Raw genomic sequence first — 16,988 nt, 5'->3', positions numbered from 1 at the left:
GAGACCACGGTGATCGGGATGCTGACCGACGCCGAAGCGCTGATCCACCGGCTCCCGGCGACGATGACCGCGCTCCGGGCCGGGGAGATCACGTACAAGCATGCGAAGGTGCTCGTCGACCAGACCGCGACCCTCTCCCCGGAAGCTGCGCTGCTGTTGGAGGAGCAGGCGGTGCCGTTCGGCCGGTCGTTGACGGTGTCGAAGTTCCGGGCCAAAACCCGGCTGCTCCGGGAGCACCTCGACCCGGACTCGGTCGCCGCCCGGGTCGCGAAGTCAGCGCAGGACCGGCGGTTGGACTTCCAGCCCGCCGATGACGGGATGGCGTGGCTCAGCCTGTACACCACCGCCCCTGAAGCGACGTCGATTTACACCGCCGTGCGTGATCATGCCCTCGCGGTGCAAACCCCGGCCGATCCCCGCACCCTGACCCAGCTGAGCGCGGATGTGTTCACCGACGCCGTCTCGGCAGCGCTATGCGGCGAACTGCCCGCGAACAGTGCAGGCTCGGCCTCGGATTCCTCGGCCTCGGATTCCTCTGCCTCCGACTCCTCGGCGATTGACGATGCGACGGGTTCGGAGCCACTTGACGCTGATGCCACGCAGGCTCGCCGATCGCGTTCCGGCCTCGGTTCCGGTTCCGGTTTCGGCTCGGGTGCTGCGTTCCGCAGGATCCGGCCGACGGTCACGGTGACGATACCGGCGATGACCCTGCTCGGCAGGTCCGAGGAACCCGGGACGCTCGAGGGGTACGGTCCGATCGACGCGGACACCGCCCGAGAGCTCGCCGGCCAGTCGAACGTCTGGTACCGGATGCTCACCGACCCGACCAGCGGGGTCCCGGTCGCTCTGGACCGGACCAAATACAAGCCGACGAAGAAGATGAAACAGTATCTGCGCTGCCGCGACGGAACCTGCCGGTTCCCCGGCTGTAACCGCACCGCCCGGCATTGCGACCTCGACCACACCAACGATCATGCGCACGGCGGCCCGACCGAATGCGACAATTTGGCCCATCTCTGCCGAAAACACCACCGGCTCAAGCACCAGACCACCTGGCAGGTTCAACAACGCGGCAACGGAGTCCTCGAATGGACCTCACCCGGCGGACGCACCTACACAACCCAACCCGAGACCTTCGCAACCCCGCCCACGCAGGTGCCACCGCCGACAGGAGCGCCACCCCAAACGGCGGCACCAGTCACACCGGCGCCGCGGGATCAGTCGCACCAGCAGGAGGGGTCGCAACCGGGCGACATCGCGCCGTTCTGACCGATCACAGCCGACATTGACGGCCCAAATCTCCGAGACGATCTACGTCGCCACCGACAGCGCTGAACTCGCCCGCGGCACCAACGGTGACGCAGCCAGCGAACTGGAGAACCCGGGCTCAATCCTCGTGTTCACCTCCGACGGGACGGTAGGCGACTGACCAAAACCCTGAACCCACCCACAACAACGGCGAAGGGGCCCGCGGTTCAACTCGCGAGACGCGCCCCCGGGATCGCATCCAGCAGCTCTTGCGTGTACTCATTCTGCGGGTCATCGAAGATCCGCTCAGGGGTACCACTCTCGACGATGCGCCCACGCTGCATGACGTGCACGTGATCCGAAATCATCCGTACGACAGCGAGGTCATGGCTGATGAAGAGGTAGCTAAGCCCCAGCTGGGCCTGCAGATCCGCGAGCAGTTCGAGAATCTGAGCCTGCACCAGCACGTCGAGCGCCGAGACAGCCTCATCGAGAACGACCAGCTCGGGCGACAACGCAAGCGCCCGCGCGATCGCCACACGCTGCCGTTGCCCGCCCGATAGTTCGTGCGGCAGCCGCTCGGACATCTCTTTGGGGAGGGCGACCTGATCGAGAAGCTCGGCGACACGAACCCGACGGGATGCCGCGTTCCCGATCTTGTGCACGGTCAGCGGCTCGGAGATCGACTGCTCCACCGTGTAACGCGGGTCAAGCGACGCATACGGGTTCTGGAATACCGGCTGCACCCGCCGACGGAACGCGAACATTTCGCGCCGGTTGAGGCCCGCAAGATCCGTACCGTCGAATGCGATGGTTCCTGAGGTGATGTCCTCGAGACCAAGCACCAGATTCGCGGTCGTCGACTTGCCTGATCCCGACTCTCCAACGATTGAAACGGTGTGGCCACGTGGGATCGAAAAACTCACACCATCAACAGCGGTGAAGGTCGTCGGCTGGCCAGCCTTCGGCGAGCGCAGCTTGAATTCCTTGCGCAAGTCGCGCACCTCGACCAGGGGCGCATCCGTCGCTTCACCGGCCCCGGATGCCACGACAGCGGCACGGGGGCTTCGAAGCGACGACAGGCTGGGTGCCGCCGCCAGAAGCTGTCGCGTGTAGGCGTGCTGCGGGTTGGCGAGCAGCTGCTCCGCCGGCCCCTCCTCAACGACCTCGCCCCTGAACATCACCACGATCCGGTCCGCGCGTTCCGCGGCGAGCGCCAGGTCGTGAGTGATGAGGAACACAGCGGCGCCCATCTCGTCGGTGAGCTGGTCAAGCTGATCGAGGATGCGGCGCTGCACGGTCACGTCGAGCGCAGACGTCGGTTCGTCAGCGATGAGCAGTCGCGGCTTGCAGGCGAGACCCATCGCAATCAGGACGCGCTGGCGCATGCCCCCGGAGAACTCGTGCGGGTACTGCCTCGCGCGCTGGGCGGCATCCGGAATCCCGACCATCTCGAGAAGCTCAACCACCCTGGCGTCGGCGGCGGCTCCGTGGGCGTAACCGTGTACCTCGAGCACCTCGGCGATCTGCACCCCGACGCGCATGAGCGGGTTAAGGTTCGACATCGGGTCCTGCGGGACCAGACCGATACCGGCACCCCTCAGCGTGATCATCTCGTTCTCACTCAGCGCCGTGAGTTCGCGGCCCTCGAAATGCACTTCTCCGCCGACGATCACGCCGTTCTCCGCCAGCAGTCGGTTGATCGCGGCTGCGGTCGTCGACTTGCCCGAACCGGACTCCCCCACCACGGCAACCGTCTCACCCGCGGCGACATCGATCGACACGTTCTTGACGGCCGGAATAAGTTCCCGACCGGAGCGGAAACTCACCGAGAGGTTGCGGATGCTGAGAACAGGGGGCGGCGTGGTCATGGTGTCCTCGTATCTGTCGTGGATGAGTGCAATTCGGTTGCCACGTCGACCAGTCGCTCCCAGAGCACGGCGGCGGCGACGGGGGTCGCAGGTGTCAGCAGCCGGTTGCTGGCGAGCGTGATGCCGAGCCCAACGCTCGGCACGAAGCCGACCACGCAGCCGGTGAATCCGGGATGCCAGAGCAACGGATGCTGCGTCCCGCGGATGTCGATCGACATCCGCCGAAATCCAAGGGCCTGGGCGGGCTCCGAACTTGGCAAAAAGAACTCTGAGGCGACGTCTGTCGTGCACAACGCGCTCGGGCCGCCCGGGCCGCTGAACGCCTCGGCAAAGGTGAGCAGATCGTTCACTGTGGAGAAGAGACCGGCGTGACCGGCGACGCCACCGAAGGCGTGGAAGCAGTTGCCGTCGTTGGCTTCGCCGACGAGCTCATGCTCTCTCCACGTGAACCCGGCATCCGACCAGAGGACAGGGTAGGGTTCGCCGGCCGCGACCATGGTTCGCTCCGCTCGATCACCGATCGAGCTTGCGGCAACCGGCGATCCGACGGTGGGACGCGGAGCGAACGACGTCTCGAGCATGCCCAGCGGAGTAAACACAAGCTCATGCAGGGCGTCGCCGAGCGATCGACCGGTCACTGCTTCGATGATCAGACCCAGGTACTGGAATCCCAGGTCGGAGTAGTGCCGACCGGAGCGGAGCGGGTACAGGGGAGCAATGGTTTCGAGCACCGCCGTCGCGCCGTCGCCGATGCGGGGCGACAGATAGAGCGGCTGCCACTCGCGCAGGCCGGCCTGATGCTGCAGGAGATCGCGAACCGTCGTGCCGTCGTGCCCGGCGAAGCGCGGCAGGATCGAGGCAACGGTTGAATCGAGCGCCAGGGCGCCGTCGGAGACCAGCCGCATCAGGGCTGCGGTTGTTCCGACGACCTTGCTCACGGAGGCGAGATCGAAAGCTGTGTCGACCGTCATCGGCCGAGCGTTCCCGAGGGTTGCGAAGCCGCTGGCCACGACCGTGCGCGCGCCCTGGAAAGAGAGACCGAGAACCGCCCCGGCCGGGCCGGTTTGGACGAGGTCGTCTGCCACCGCCTGGAGGGTCGACTGCCGGTTCATTCGCTGGCTCCTGCTAATCGTCGGACGACCCGGAGTTCCAGCTCGCCGAATTGTTCCTGGGTTCGCTGCGTGCCATCCGGTTCCCAGCCGTGGCGGCGGTAGAACGCCAGCGATGGCGCATTGGCGGCGAACACCCACAGAGACGCATTGCGGGCGCCGAGGTCAGCGAGCCGACTCGCGGCGGCGCTCAGCAGTAGTTGCCCCAACCCCTGGCCTTGCGAATCCGGGGCGACATAGAGCGAGTGCACGACGCCCTCTGCACCGTTCGCGGCCAGTCGGGTGACGCCCAGGACTGTGCCAGCGCTTTCGGCAACCAGCACCTCACCCTCACCGGAGCCCATCACCCGCTCCCATAGCTGTTGCGCCTTCTCGTCGCTCATGGCGTCGATCGTCGAGTCGGGAAGCACCCCCCGATAGCTTTCACGCCAGCACGCGAGGAACACGGCAACCACCGCATCCACGTCGGCAGTGGTGGCTGGGCGCAATTGGATGGGCACGGCAGGTCAGCCTTCGGTGACCAGCGAGAGGGAACGGATGCCGCCCCGCACGGGCTCGGGAAGTGCAAGGGCCCCTGTGCCGGGCGTGATGGTGCCCAGGATTCTGCTCTCGCGAGCTCCGGTACCGGCGGGGACCGTCGCAGGCACGCCGTGGATCGTGCACCAGCCGATGAGGGCGAAGGCGATCGCTTCCTTGTCGTCCGCTGGTGCGCCCAGCTCGTCGGCGAGAACAACGTCTACGCCGGGCAGGGCGCCACGCAGTCCGTCCAGAATCAGCGGGTTGCGGCATCCGCCACCCGACACCGCGAGATAGCCGACGCCGGCCGCGGCCACGTCCCTGGCGACGGTCTGCACCGTCAGCTCGGTCAGGGTTGCGGCGAGATCGGGGACGGAAATGTCCTGCCCGTACGTGCGAACGGCGTCGTGGACGTAGCCGAGATGGAAGTGTTCCTTGCCCGTGCTCTTGGGCGCCGGGAGCGCGTAGTAGTCGTCTGCCAGCAACGCGTCGAGCAACTCCTGGTGTACGGTTCCCGAGGCCGCGATGCGGCCGCCATCGTCGTAGCCGAGCTCGTTCAGGCCGTTCTCAACAACGAGCGCGTCGACGAGCGCGTTCGCGGGGCCGATGTCGTACGCGACACGAACGCCGCCGGCATCCACGACGGTCATGTTCGAGATGCCGCCGAGGTTGAGCGCCGCGGACGCTTCTGAACGGTCCCGGAGCAACAGTTCGTCAAGGAAGGAGACGAGCGGCGCCCCGTGTCCGCCCGCGGTGATGTCGCGGATGCGCACATCAGAGACCACAGGGACACCCAGTTTCTCGGCGATCCACGCGGCCTGGCCGATCTGCAGGGTGCCGAGGGCGTGGTCATCCCGAACCCAGTGATACACGGTTTGCCCGTGTGAGGTGACGAGGTCGACCGACCCGACGGCAACGGATGCCGCATCCGCGGCGTCCGCGAAGGCCTGGCCGATGAGGGTGTCGAGTTCGCAGATCTCCGACAGTGTCGTCGCTGCCGGCGGCAGTGCGGCGATCAGCCGTGCACGCAGCGACGGCTCATACGGCACCGAGTCGCGGTGCACGACCCGCCCCTCAAGACGCCCGTCGTTTTCGTCGAACTCCACGACGGCGACGTCGATTCCGTCGTGCGACGTACCTGAAATCATTCCGAGAACGCGCATCATCACTCCCCCAGTGCCACACGCAGGCGCCCGTGTGCGGCGTCGATCCGGTCGGCTGCTGCCTCTCGGTCGAGTCCGAGTCGGAGCATCACAACCGCCGTCTTCACATCGAACCCGGCGGATTCGAGCGTCGTTCTGGCTCGATCCCGGTCGACCTGCGCGATGGCGGAGACCATTCCGGTCGCGCGCTCCCTCAGCTTGTGGTTGCTGGGGTTGAGGTCGACCATGAAGTTGCCGTAGGTCTTGCCCTGCTGCACCATGACAATTGTCGAGAACATGTTGAGCACGAGCTTCTGTGCCGTGCCCGCCTTCAGCCGGGTTGAGCCGGCGAGCACTTCGGGGCCTACGGCGATCTCGATTCCGCATTCGGCGGCGTCGCTGAGCGGCGTATCAAGGTTGCATGACAATCCGACAGTCAGCGCGCCGAGCTCGCGAGCCCGGGCCACTGCGGCGATCACGTAGGGCGTCCGCCCACTCGAGGCGATCCCGATGACGGTGTCGTTCTCGCCGGTTCCGGCGGCGTCGATCGCCGCTGCCCCTGCGACGTCGTCGTCTTCAGCACCCTCGCTCGGGTTCACGATCGCCGAAGGACCGCCGGCAATAATCGCGAAGACGAGCTCGGGCGACGTGCTGAACGTGGGCGGGCACTCGGACGCGTCGAGGACGCCGATGCGGCCGGGCGTGCCTGCGCCCACATAGATCAGCCGCCCGCCACGTGCCATCCGCTGGCTCGTCGCCTCGATCGCCGGCACGATCGCCGGGAGCGCGGCGGCGACCGCAGCCGGAACGTCGGCGTCGGCTGCGTTCATCGTTGCGGCGAGCTCGGCCACTGACATCCGGTCGATCTCGGCGTAGCGGGGGTCGGCTGTTTCGGTGGCGAGTGCGCCGATTGAGTCGTTGCTCATGCTTATTTCTTGCCTCTGTTTCGGGGATCGAGTGCATCGCGCAGTCCATCGCCGAGCAGGTTGAGACCTACGACGAGGAGAACGACGACAACGCCGGGGGCAATCATCGTCCACGGAGCGATGGTGACGAGAGTGCGGGCGTCGAAGATCATCGATCCAAGGGATGCCGCGGGCGGCGGGGTGCCGAGACCGAGAAAGCTCAGGGCAGCCTCGGTCAGCACCGCCCAGGACAACGACAAGGTCACCTGCACGATGATGATTGAGGTGATGTTGGGCAGCACATGGCGGAACATCACACGGGAGCGGCTCTGGCCGGTGCTCGTTGCGGCCTTCACATATTCGATTTCGCGCAACGACAGGACCGGACCGCGGGTAACGCGGATGAAGATCGGCACATAGACGATGGCGATCGCCATGGCGATCGTGAACCAGTTGCGGTTGAACACCGAGGCGAGTGACAGGGCCAGGAGCAGCGGCGGAAAGGCGAAGAGCACGTTGGTGACACCGCTGATCACACCGTCGGAGACGCCCCGATAGAAGCCAGCGATGACGCCGCACAGGGTGCCGATGATCGCGGCGACGGCGACGGCCACGACCGCGATGAGCGCCGAGTTCGCCACTCCCGCTGCGACCCGGGAGAAGACATCCCGGCCGAACTGATCGGTGCCGAAGAAGTGGGTGGACGACGGCGGTTGGAGCCTGGACGGCGGGTCCTGCGCTATCGGGTCGTACGGGAGCCAGCCGAAAGCGGAGAACAAGCTCAGGACGGTCAGCATGGCGATGAGAATGAGGCCGATGAGGCCGCTCCGGCTGCGGACGAGCGCACGTGCGCGCTCCATGGTGCGGCCACCGCCGGGGGCCAGGGCTGCCTGTGTGAGGTCACTCATGCGGCACGCACCCTCGGGTCGATGATTCGGTAAAGAAGGTCGGTGAACAGGTTGACGAGCACGAACGACAGGGCGATGACGAGGACGGTGCTCTGCACGAGCGCGTACTCCTTCTGCTGGATGCCGAGGAGCACCTGGCGGCCGATCCCCGGCAGCGAGAAGATCTGCTCCACGACGACGGCGCCACCGAGGAGGTAGCCGAACTGCAGTCCGGTCATGGTGACGATGGGCACGAGTGCGTTACCGAGGACATGCTTGACCTGCAGCCGGCGAGGCGGGATGCCTTTCGCCCGGGCGGTCCGAATGAAGTCGTTGGACCGGATCTCGAGTACCGCCGTGCGCGTTGTGCGCATGATCGGCGCTGCGATGCCGAAGCCCAGCACGATCGCGGGCAGCAGCATCTGCTGAAGGTTGAGGGCCGGGTTCTCGAACAAGCGGGCGAAGGCCTGCCCGTTCGGGTTGAAGCCGAAGGATGACGCGAGAATCGCCAGCAAGGCGGTCGCGAGAAGGAATGCGGGCACGGAGAGCCCGGCCAGACCGACCACCTGGCCGACGGCATCCCGGGGAGAATCGGGCTTGGACGCCGACATCATGCCGAGCGGGATGCCGATGAGGAGCGCGAGGACGATGGAGAACAGGGCAAGTTCCAACGTCACGGGCAGCGATTGAAGTGTGAGGTCGAGGACCGATTCCTGGGCCCGCGACGAGAATCCGAGGTTGCCGGTGAAAATGTTGCCGAGCCAGGTGAAGAACTGCACGAGGAGCGGCTGGTCGAGGCCGTAGTAGGCCTCGAGGGCTGCCCGTTGATCAGGAGTCAGTGCGGCTGCCTCGGTGCCGAGACCGGCGGTGATCTGGTCGCCGGGGATGGCCCTCAACATGATGAAGACGAATATCGCGACGCCGAGCAGGGTTGCGGCCGCGCCGAGGATGCGGGTCAGCACCGGATGCCGAGTGATTGTGAGAAGCATGATCTTCCGGGGGGTGGGGGCGGCGCGGGACGCGATGCGTCCCGCGCCGCTCTCGATTAGTTGAGCGAGGTGGTGCGGAGGTACTGCAGCGAACCGTTCACCATCGGCACGAAACCGTCGACGTTGGCGGCGGTCACCGTGTAGGTGTAGCTCGTGAACAGCCAGATCCACGCGGCGTTGTCTTCGAGTTCGCTCGAGACCTTCTCGTAGATCTCGGCACGTGCGTCGGGGTCGGATGTCTGACGGCCTTCGGCGAACAGCGCGTCCAGTTCAGGCGAGCTGTACCCGGCGACCTTGTTGAGGTTGCCGGTGCTGGTGAAGTAGCGGCCGTACATGCCGTCCGGGTCCGGGCGTCCGCCGTTGAGGGCGATAGCAGCTTCGAAGTCGGCTGCGACCCAGCGGTCGACGTATGCACCGGATTCGAGTACCTCGATCTCGAGGGTGATGTCCGCTTCGGCCAGCTGCGCCTTGAGGTTCTGCGCTTCGTTGGTCGACGTGGCGTACTCGCCCTGCGACACGATCGCCTTCACCGTGACGCCACCGGCCATGCCGGCCTTGTCGAGGTATTCGGCTGCCTTGTCGAGGTCGCGCTCCGGGCATGGGCGAGCGTCCGGGTCTGAACGGTACGCGGGCGAGGTGATCGGTCCGGTCACTTCACCTTCACCGAGGGCGGCCGTGTCGAGGACCTGCTGGCGGTCGATGGCACACTGCATCGCCAGTCGAACGTTGACGTCGGTCAGGGCGCCCTTCGTGGCGTTGAGCTGAAGCGCGTGGTAGCTCAGCTGCGGGGTCTCGGTGACCGTGAGCTGGTTGCTCTTCGCCGTGTCGGCGACCAGCGGGTCGTCGAACACCGCCATCTGCACGTTGCCGGACTGCATCGCCGAAACGATCGACGACTCATCCGGGATGACGCGGAATTCAACCGAGTCAAGCAGCGCCGTGTCGCCCCAGTAGTCGTCGTTCTTGTCGAGGGTGATCGACTGGCTGGCCACGCGCTCCCCGAGCACGAAGGGCCCGGTGCCGTTCGGCGTCTTGTTGAGCGCCTCTTCGGTGTCGTCTGACGACAGCATCGCCATGTTGACGACGGCGAGGTTGGCGAGCAGGGCTGCGTCTGGAGCGGTCAGTGTCAGCACGACCGTTGCTTCGTCTGGCGCCTCGACGGATGCCACTGAAGCGAGCGATGAGGCCGAGACAGCTGCTGTAGCCGGGTCCTTGATCTTCTCGAGTGACGATTTGACGTCTTCCGAGCCGAACGTGCTGCCGTCGGCGAAGGTGACGTCTTTGCGCAGGTTCAGGGTGACGGTCAGTCCGTCTTCGGAAACCTCCCATGACTCCGCGAGACCGGGAACCACTTTCAGGTCTTCGTCGAACTCGGTCAGGGTGCCGTACAGGTTCTGCAGAACGTTGACCGCCTGGAACTGCGTTGCCTTCCAGGGGAACAGCGTGTCCGGGTCGCTCGTGACGCCGACGACCAGCGAACCGCCGCCCTTTGCGGCGGGCTCGGCGGCCTTGTCGGACGTTGGGCTGCAGCCGGTCAGCGCCAGCGCGAATGTCGCCGCCAGCCCGATCGCTGCGAAGCCCGCTCGCTTAGCGCGAGTGCCTCCATACATGGGAACTCCTCAGTGCTTGGTGATGCCTCGACGGTGAGACTGCCCGGTGTGGAACCGGGCCGGCGAGCATCTGTGATCTCAGTAGGTCATAAAAGTACACGAAAGACAGTGGTTATGTACCAAAGTTTCTTCTATTGTTACTTCGACGACACAAATCCAGCCGATGCGACGGGGTCGCCACGGCCAGCGGCCACGAAAATACTGCGATCAGCGAGGAGAGCGGCAATGCCAACAACCGACATCCCGGCACTTCACGCCCAGCACGAGGCCGTCCTGGTGCGGATGAGAGCTGCGATGCCTCAACTCCGACCGACCGAGCAGCGCATCGCCGCCCTTTTCCTCGCTGAACCCAGCGCGACGGCCGCCCTCTCCATTGCGGATCTTGCCGCCCGGTGCGAGACGTCCACCACGTCGGTCGTGCGGTTCTCAAAGCGCATGGGCTACGAGCACCTGCGTCAGCTCCGGATGGATGTGCTTCGTGAGGTCACCAGGGAGACCTTCGAAACGGCGGCGCTGCCCGAGGTGTCTGGCGACATCGACAGGAACGACACGATCGAAGACATCGTGGCCAAGGTATCGACGGCCGAGACGCTCTCGATCGCCGACACCGCCAAGATGTTGAACCTCGACTCGCTGTCAGCCGCTGTCGCCGCCGTGGCCGGGGCGAGGCGCGTTGACATCTTCGGCGCTGGCGCGAGCTCCTTCGTCGGACAGGACCTGCAGCAGAAGCTCATCCGAATCGGCCGCGTAGCGCTCAACTGGCCGGACACCCATGCGGCGTGGACCTCTGCAGCAACACTTGAATCCGGATCGGTGGCCCTCGCCGTCTCGCACAGCGGCGCGACTGTCGACACCGTCCGGTTCTTGGCTCTCGCACGGGCCGGCGGCGCGACGACGATCGCCCTCACAAACCACGACGGGTCCGAGCTGGCCAGCCACGCCGACATCGTGTTGACCACGGCCGCCCGAGAGACCGGCTTTCGATCCGGCGCGCTCGGCAGCCGGATCGCTCAGCTCATGGTCGTTGACTGCCTCTTCATCGGGGTCGCGCAGTCCAACTACGACAGCTCGATGGCGGCGCTGAGGAGCACGTACGCCGCGATCCACCGCGACGTCCCGGCCCAGCAGTGAGCGACACAGCAGTGAGCGACTCGGCAGGCATCCGTTCGCGGGTCGGACTTTTCGCGGCTTTCGCCGGAATGGGCGGCACCGCAGCCGCGATCCCGGCGCTCATCCCGTCCCTCGAGCTTCGTCTCGGCTCAGCGGCGCTCACTGCCGTTCCCGCTCTCTTCACGGGCCTTCTGATCGGTGTTCTTCTGTCCGCCCCGTTGCTCGTTCGGTTGCGTGCGCGCACGGTCGCCGCTCTCGGAGCGCTCGTGCAGGCGGCCTCTCTGATTGCGCTGATACTCGTGACCGCCGGGAATGCCGTGGTTCTCGTCGCAGCGGTCGCGGGAGTCGGGTTCGGTCTCACCGAGGCGGCAGCGAGCGTGGCCGCCAAACGTTCGACGGCCGGCTCCGCCACGCGAACCCTCGCAGCGTTGACTGGCACCGTCGCGGTTGTCGCCGCGGTCACCCCGATCCTGGTTGCGGTGGCCGCTGGTGGCTGGTGGCTCATCCCCGTGCTCGTCGCCGTCCTGCATCTCACCGCCTCTTTCGCGCTCTTCAGCAGCGATGAGGCAGCGCCCGACCCGGTGCGCGACTCCCCCAACTTTGGCGGGCCCCGCTGGTCGACCGGGGGCGTGCGCGCGTTCGCCCTCGCCGCTCTCGCCCTGGTCATCTACGTCGGCATCGAAACCGTGTTCTCGGGCTGGTCTGCCGTCATCCCGGCCGCCGTGCTCGGACTGAACGCCCAGACGGCTGCGCTGGGCACCTCCGTGTTCTGGATCTGCATGGCGGCGGGGCGATTTCTCGCCGCTGGCCTGCTGCATCGCGGTCTTCGACCGGGAGTCCTGCTGGTCGCCTGCACCGCCGTCGCAGCATCCGCCCTCGGATCCGCCGTACTCGCGCCGGCGCCGTTCGGGCTTCTCGGCCTCGCCGCGGCGGTCGTCGCCATGGCGCCGGTGTATTCACTGGTGCTCGGCGAAGCGCTCGACCGCCTCCCCTCCGGTGCGGCAGCCCGCGCAACGGGACCGCTCGTCGCGGCCGGGGCGCTGGGCGGCACGCTCGTGCCTGCCGCCGTGCTCGTGAACGGGCTGGGGCCGACGAGCGCGGAAACGTTTTTGCTCTCGGCGGTTCTCTGCCTGGTTCTGTGCGCCGGGGCTAGCCTCGTGTTGCTGTTCTCCCGCCCATCCGTACTTCCCGTATCGCCTCCGCTCACCGCGGCTCAGCACGAAGGCTCCACCCCATGATCAATCCCCAACTCGAATCCCGCGCGGTGCTTCCATCGGGTGACGACGCCCTCGCTACTGCACTGGCTGCGACACCCGGGATCGGGGACGCGCGGGTCAGCGTCGCGGAATTCGACCGGATCGTCGCCGGCGTAGACGCCTCACACTTCCTGCTCACCCCGAGCGCTGTCGTGACACCGCAGGACGCGACTCAGCTGGCCGCGGTTCTCGCCTTCGCCCGGAACACCGGTCGCCATGTCACGGTCCGTTCCGGCGGAACGAGCCTCTCGGGGCAGGCCTCGAGTGACGGCATCCTGATCGACACTCGGCGGCACTTCCGCTCGATTGAACCGCTCGACGACGGCACCCTCGTGCAGGTTCAGCCGGGCGCGACCGTGCGGCAGGTCAACGCGCGGCTTGCCCGTTACCGGCGCAAGCTCGGTCCGGATCCGGCGAGCGAAATCGCTGCGACCATCGGCGGCGTCATTGCGAACAACTCCAGCGGCATGGCGTGCGGCACGCACCACAACAGCTACCAAACGCTCCGCGGGCTGACCTTCGTCTTGCCGAGTGGCACGGTGATCGACACGACGGCGCCGGATGCCGACGCGACGCTGGCGAGCGCTGAACCGGAACTGCATTCAGGCCTCGTCCGGCTCCGCGAGTTCCTCACCGGCCGTCCCGACCTGGTGCAGGAGATCGAGCGCCAGTACCGCGGTAAGAACACCATGGGATACGGGATCAACTCGTTCCTCGACTTCGCCGCACCGGTCGACATCCTCGCCCACCTCCTCGTCGGCAGTGAAGGAACGCTCGGTTTCGTCGCCGAGGCGGTTTTCGAGACCGTCGCGATCGCACCAGCGGTTGCGACGGCGTTGCTGCTGTTCCCGAGCCTCGACGCAGCCACACGCATCCTCCCTACCCTCCTCGACACCGGAGCAGCAACGCTCGAGCTGATGGATGCGGCATCCCTCCGGGTGATCCAGAACGATCCGACCGCGGCGGGCATGCTCGACGCCCTCGTGATCGACGGACATGCGGCGCTCCTGGTCGAGTATCACGGCACCGACGACGCCGACCTTGAGCGACAGCTCGACACGGCGGCCGACGCCCTGGCATCCGCCGGCGCCCCCGCACTCGAGCCGACCAGGGACGCCGCTGAACGCGCCCGGCTCTGGCACTTCCGCAAGGGGCTCTACGCGGCGATCGCCGGTGTGCGACCGCCGGGAACCACCGCGCTGCTCGAGGACATCGCCGTGCCCGTTCCCGAGCTGGCCAACACCTGCGCCGCGCTTCAGGTCCTGTTCGAACGGTACGGCTACGACGACGCCGTCATCTTCGGGCACGCGAAGGACGGAAACATCCACTTCCTGCTCACCGAGGACTTCACCGACGCTGACGCCGTCGAACGTCAACGGGCGTTCACCGAGGACCTCGTCACCCTGGTGCTGCGGGCCGGCGGCACGCTCAAGGCGGAGCACGGCACCGGCCGCATCATGGCGCCGTTCGTGGAGCGCCAGTTCGGTGCCGAGCTCTACGCGGTGATGCTCGAGGTGAAGCGGCTGTGCGACCCGCACGGCATCCTGAACCCCGGTGTATTGCTGACGGACTCCCCCGATTCGCACCTGCAGAACCTCAAACTCACACCCGAAGTGGAATCCGAAGTGGACCGCTGTGTCGAGTGCGGCTATTGCGAGCCGGTTTGCCCGAGCAAGGACCTGACGCTCACCCCGCGGCAGCGCATCGTCGTGCGTCGCGCCCGCGCAGCCGCTCGCACCTCCGGCGATCACGCGCTGGATGAGCGGCTGGCTCAGGCGGAGGGGTACGCCTCCGTCGAGACCTGTGCCGCGGACGGCATGTGCCAGACCGCCTGCCCCGTGCTCATCAACACCGGGGATCTGGTGCGACGGCTGCGGGAACAGGATGCCGGGGCCGCCGTGAAAGGGGGAGGCGCGGCTGTCGCTAAACACTGGGGAGCCGTGAGCCGCGGAGCATCCGTCGCCCTCAGCACAGCCAAGACCCTGCCTGCCCCTGTGGCCCGGTCGGCGAGCGCGCTGGGGCGAGCGGTGTTGGGTAGCGACATCGTGCCCCAGTGGAGCTCGGACCTGCCCGCTGGAGGCTCGAAGCGGGCCGACCCGCAGCCCGTCGAGCCGGCCGCGGTACCCCGCGTAACGACACCGGTCGTGTTCTTCGCCGCTTGTGTCGGTTCCATGTTCGGCCCGGCCGCCGGGGGTCTCGGCTCTGCGGTGGCGTTCCGACGTCTCTGCGAGCGCGCTGGCGTCGACATCGTTACCCCGGAGTCGATCGAGTCGCTCTGTTGCGGGACTCCGTGGAAGTCGAAGGGCCTCAGCACCGGTTACGACACCATGATCGAGAAGACGGCGCGCAGCCTCGTGGCCGCCTCGGACGGCGGACGCCTGCCGATCGTCTGCGACAACTCCTCGTGTTCCGAGGGACTTCTGCACGCTCTCACGAACGTGCGCGAAATCGATGGTGCTCCGATCCAGCTGACGATTCTCGATGCCGTCGACTTCGCCGCCGAGCGGCTGCTGCCCAGCCTGAAACCCGAACGGATGCTGGAGACGCTCGCGCTTCATCCCACCTGTTCAAGCACACGGCTCGGCTCGAACGTCCACCTGCAACAACTGGCGGATGCTGTCGCCGTCGACGCGGCCGTGCCGGTCAATTGGGGTTGCTGTGGTTTCGCGGGTGACCGCGGAATGCTGCATCCGGAGCTCACCGCTGCTGCCACGCGCGCGGAGGCTGCCGAGGTGACATCCGGGGACTTCGATGCGCATGCATCCTGCAACCGCACGTGCGAGATCGGCATGAGCCGGGCGACGGGTGAGAACTACCGGCACATCCTGGAGCTACTCGAGGAGGCGACGCGCTGAGACTTCACCACTCCTCGGCGCCACCCACCCAGCGCGTCGGCGGGTTGTGGCCTGCACAGATCCACTCGATCTCCTCGGCCTTGATCCGCTCCCGCAGCAATCGCTCCGTCGTTCGCGCCATCGGCCGATCGCTGGTCAGCAGCCAGAGGAACTGCTTGAGGTTGCCCTGCCTCGTGACGCGAACGGCATCCCCGGTGAACAGGACATCGTTCCAGCGAAAACCGAGGTGACCGGGGGTATGCCCTGGCGTCGGGAACGCCAGCAGCCCGGGGAAGATCTCGAGCGTCCCGGTGACCTCCACAACCCCGTCAGGGTACTCCGACGAGCTCATCCGGTGAAGGAAGCGACGAAACCGGGTCGGCGGGGCGACATCGCCACGCAGGATCGCGGCATCCGCGGTGCTGATCCAGACCTGGACCTGAAGCGTCTGCTGCAGCCGCTTCACCACCTGAGCGTGGTCGGGGTCGTAGTGCGTGAGCAAAATGTCCGTGATCGGCCCGGTTCGCGACTCAGCGTCGCGCAGTTCGGCCACCAGGTCATCGAATGCGGACGCCATCCCCGGGTCGATCACGGCGGTGCGGCCGTCGCCGCGAACGACGTACCCGTTGGCTCCCCTGGATTTCTCGAGCTGGAACACGTTCTCAGCGGTCAGGCGCATGGCGGTCCTTTCTGGCGGCTCCCCCGTAGTACACCACGTACGGGCATCCCGGTCGAGGTCCTGCATCGAGAACGGTATGCGCTTGAGCGACGAGCCAGCCCCTATCGCGCCTCCAGCGACGCTTCGATCCCGTCGAGGATTATCCCGAGCCCGAACGCAAACTCATTGCCGTATGCATACCCAGGCTGCAGGATGAGCTCGGTCGCCATCCGCCCCAGGAAAGGGAACGCACCGGACATCATCTCCTGCTGCGCCAGGATGTCCTCGGTCACGGCCCCGATATCCCCCGCCTCGTCAAGCGGCAGCGACGACTCCTGCAGCGCGAAGCCGTGCACATAACTGTCAAGCAGAGACATGGCGTGGGCCGCCAGCGGGATCGAGAATCCCGCTCCCACGAGACACCCGATTGTCGCATTGAGGTAGTGCAGGGTTGCACGCGTGTTCCGTGCGTCGACCTGCGAGATGGCCCACGGATGCCGCTTGAGCACTTCCCGCGCGGACTCGGAGCGTTCGCGCATGGCTGGTTTCCACGCGTCATCCGCAGCCGGCACGGCCATCTCGCTGACGACGAGGCCGACCATGCCGTCGAGCAGTTCGTCCTTGTTTTTCACGTGGTAGTACAGGGACATCGCTTCGACGCCGAGCTCTCCCGCGAGTTTGCGCATACTCAGCGACTCGATGCCTCCTGAGTCGGCGAGCGCCACTGCCAATCGGATCGCCCTTTCTCGCGTCACTGGCTCTCGCGTCGCCTTCGGTGTCGACTGTGCCACCACGCCCTCCGGTCTCGTCTATGCAGACAATTCTGAATTACCTCCAGACGCCACCTTACACC

At 66.5% G+C, this 16,988-nt stretch carries 15 protein-coding genes; 5 read left to right on the top strand and 10 right to left on the bottom strand.

Annotated features, from left to right (window positions below; genetic code table 11):
• Together BM197_RS03715 and BM197_RS16205 are read left to right on the top strand one after the other, a co-directional pair.
• Positions 1–1,269: HNH endonuclease signature motif containing protein (locus BM197_RS03715; RefSeq protein WP_218151802.1), on the top strand; the 1,269-nt coding region annotated here is incomplete at its 5' end.
• Positions 1,270–1,285: 16 nt separating this feature from the next.
• On the top strand, positions 1,286–1,429 hold the full coding sequence (locus BM197_RS16205; protein WP_177216704.1) for a hypothetical protein: 144 nt from the start codon (positions 1,286–1,288) through the stop codon (positions 1,427–1,429).
• A 46-nt stretch (positions 1,430–1,475) separates the two neighbouring features.
• Here BM197_RS16205 and BM197_RS03710 read toward each other — a convergent pair whose 3' ends face one another.
• Genes BM197_RS03710 through BM197_RS03675 form a run of 8 tightly spaced genes read right to left on the bottom strand, consistent with a single transcriptional unit; the run spans position 1,476 to position 10,277 of the window.
• On the bottom strand, positions 1,476–3,119 hold the full coding sequence (locus BM197_RS03710) for an ABC transporter ATP-binding protein (RefSeq protein ID WP_090708861.1): 1,644 nt from the start codon (positions 3,117–3,119) through the stop codon (positions 1,476–1,478).
• Positions 3,116–4,231 carry a serine hydrolase domain-containing protein gene (locus BM197_RS03705; RefSeq protein ID WP_090708860.1) on the bottom strand — a complete coding sequence of 372 codons (1,116 nt, stop codon included), beginning with the start codon at positions 4,229–4,231 and terminating at the stop codon, positions 3,116–3,118. Before BM197_RS03705 ends, BM197_RS03710 begins: the two co-directional genes overlap by 4 nt.
• Positions 4,228–4,728 (bottom strand): GNAT family N-acetyltransferase, encoded by a 501-nt coding sequence (locus BM197_RS03700; RefSeq protein ID WP_090708858.1) that lies wholly within the window; start codon positions 4,726–4,728, stop codon positions 4,228–4,230. Before BM197_RS03700 ends, BM197_RS03705 begins: the two co-directional genes overlap by 4 nt.
• 6 nt (positions 4,729–4,734) lie before the next feature.
• Positions 4,735–5,910 (bottom strand): anhydro-N-acetylmuramic acid kinase, encoded by a 1,176-nt coding sequence (locus tag BM197_RS03695; RefSeq protein WP_245762354.1) that lies wholly within the window; start codon positions 5,908–5,910, stop codon positions 4,735–4,737.
• Positions 5,910–6,812, bottom strand: coding sequence for an N-acetylmuramic acid 6-phosphate etherase (gene murQ / locus BM197_RS03690; RefSeq protein WP_090708857.1), 903 nt, complete (start codon positions 6,810–6,812; stop codon positions 5,910–5,912). The genes BM197_RS03695 and murQ overlap by 1 nt, the downstream gene beginning before the upstream one ends.
• A gap of 2 nt (positions 6,813–6,814) precedes the next feature.
• A complete protein-coding gene (locus BM197_RS03685; RefSeq protein WP_090708855.1) occupies positions 6,815–7,699 on the bottom strand; it encodes an ABC transporter permease in 885 nt (294 codons plus the stop codon).
• Positions 7,696–8,667, bottom strand: coding sequence for an ABC transporter permease (locus BM197_RS03680; protein ID WP_090708853.1), 972 nt, complete (start codon positions 8,665–8,667; stop codon positions 7,696–7,698). Before BM197_RS03680 ends, BM197_RS03685 begins: the two co-directional genes overlap by 4 nt.
• Before the next feature lie 56 nt (positions 8,668–8,723).
• Positions 8,724–10,277, bottom strand: a complete 1,554-nt coding sequence (locus tag BM197_RS03675) for an ABC transporter substrate-binding protein (RefSeq protein WP_090708851.1) — start codon at positions 10,275–10,277, stop codon at positions 8,724–8,726.
• 225 nt (positions 10,278–10,502) lie between these two features.
• Between BM197_RS03675 and BM197_RS03670 the strand changes: the two genes are divergently transcribed.
• From BM197_RS03670 to BM197_RS03660, 3 genes are read left to right on the top strand one after another with little or no spacing between them, the layout of a single operon-like run.
• Positions 10,503–11,408 carry a MurR/RpiR family transcriptional regulator gene (locus tag BM197_RS03670; protein ID WP_090708850.1) on the top strand — a complete coding sequence of 302 codons (906 nt, stop codon included), beginning with the start codon at positions 10,503–10,505 and terminating at the stop codon, positions 11,406–11,408.
• Positions 11,405–12,625 carry an MFS transporter gene (locus BM197_RS03665; protein ID WP_090708848.1) on the top strand — a complete coding sequence of 407 codons (1,221 nt, stop codon included), beginning with the start codon at positions 11,405–11,407 and terminating at the stop codon, positions 12,623–12,625. Before BM197_RS03670 ends, BM197_RS03665 begins: the two co-directional genes overlap by 4 nt.
• Positions 12,622–15,498 (top strand): FAD-binding and (Fe-S)-binding domain-containing protein, encoded by a 2,877-nt coding sequence (locus tag BM197_RS03660; RefSeq protein WP_090708846.1) that lies wholly within the window; start codon positions 12,622–12,624, stop codon positions 15,496–15,498. Before BM197_RS03665 ends, BM197_RS03660 begins: the two co-directional genes overlap by 4 nt.
• A gap of 4 nt (positions 15,499–15,502) precedes the next feature.
• Here the strand turns inward: BM197_RS03660 and BM197_RS03655 are convergent, their stop codons facing one another.
• Both BM197_RS03655 and BM197_RS03650 read right to left on the bottom strand, forming a co-directional pair.
• Positions 15,503–16,156 carry an MBL fold metallo-hydrolase gene (locus tag BM197_RS03655; RefSeq protein WP_177216703.1) on the bottom strand — a complete coding sequence of 218 codons (654 nt, stop codon included), beginning with the start codon at positions 16,154–16,156 and terminating at the stop codon, positions 15,503–15,505.
• Positions 16,157–16,257: 101 nt separating this feature from the next.
• Positions 16,258–16,860: a TetR/AcrR family transcriptional regulator C-terminal domain-containing protein gene (locus BM197_RS03650; RefSeq protein WP_245762366.1), complete on the bottom strand. Its 603-nt coding sequence runs from the start codon at positions 16,858–16,860 to the stop codon at positions 16,258–16,260.
• Positions 16,861–16,988 lie beyond the last annotated feature (128 nt).

It is taken from the genome of Mycetocola miduiensis, assembly GCF_900115155.1.
GTDB classification, from domain to species: Bacteria; Actinomycetota; Actinomycetes; order Actinomycetales; family Microbacteriaceae; genus Mycetocola_A; species Mycetocola_A miduiensis.
The sequence above is the reverse complement of the archived record's forward strand: the minus strand, read 5'-3'. Positions and strand labels throughout refer to the sequence as shown.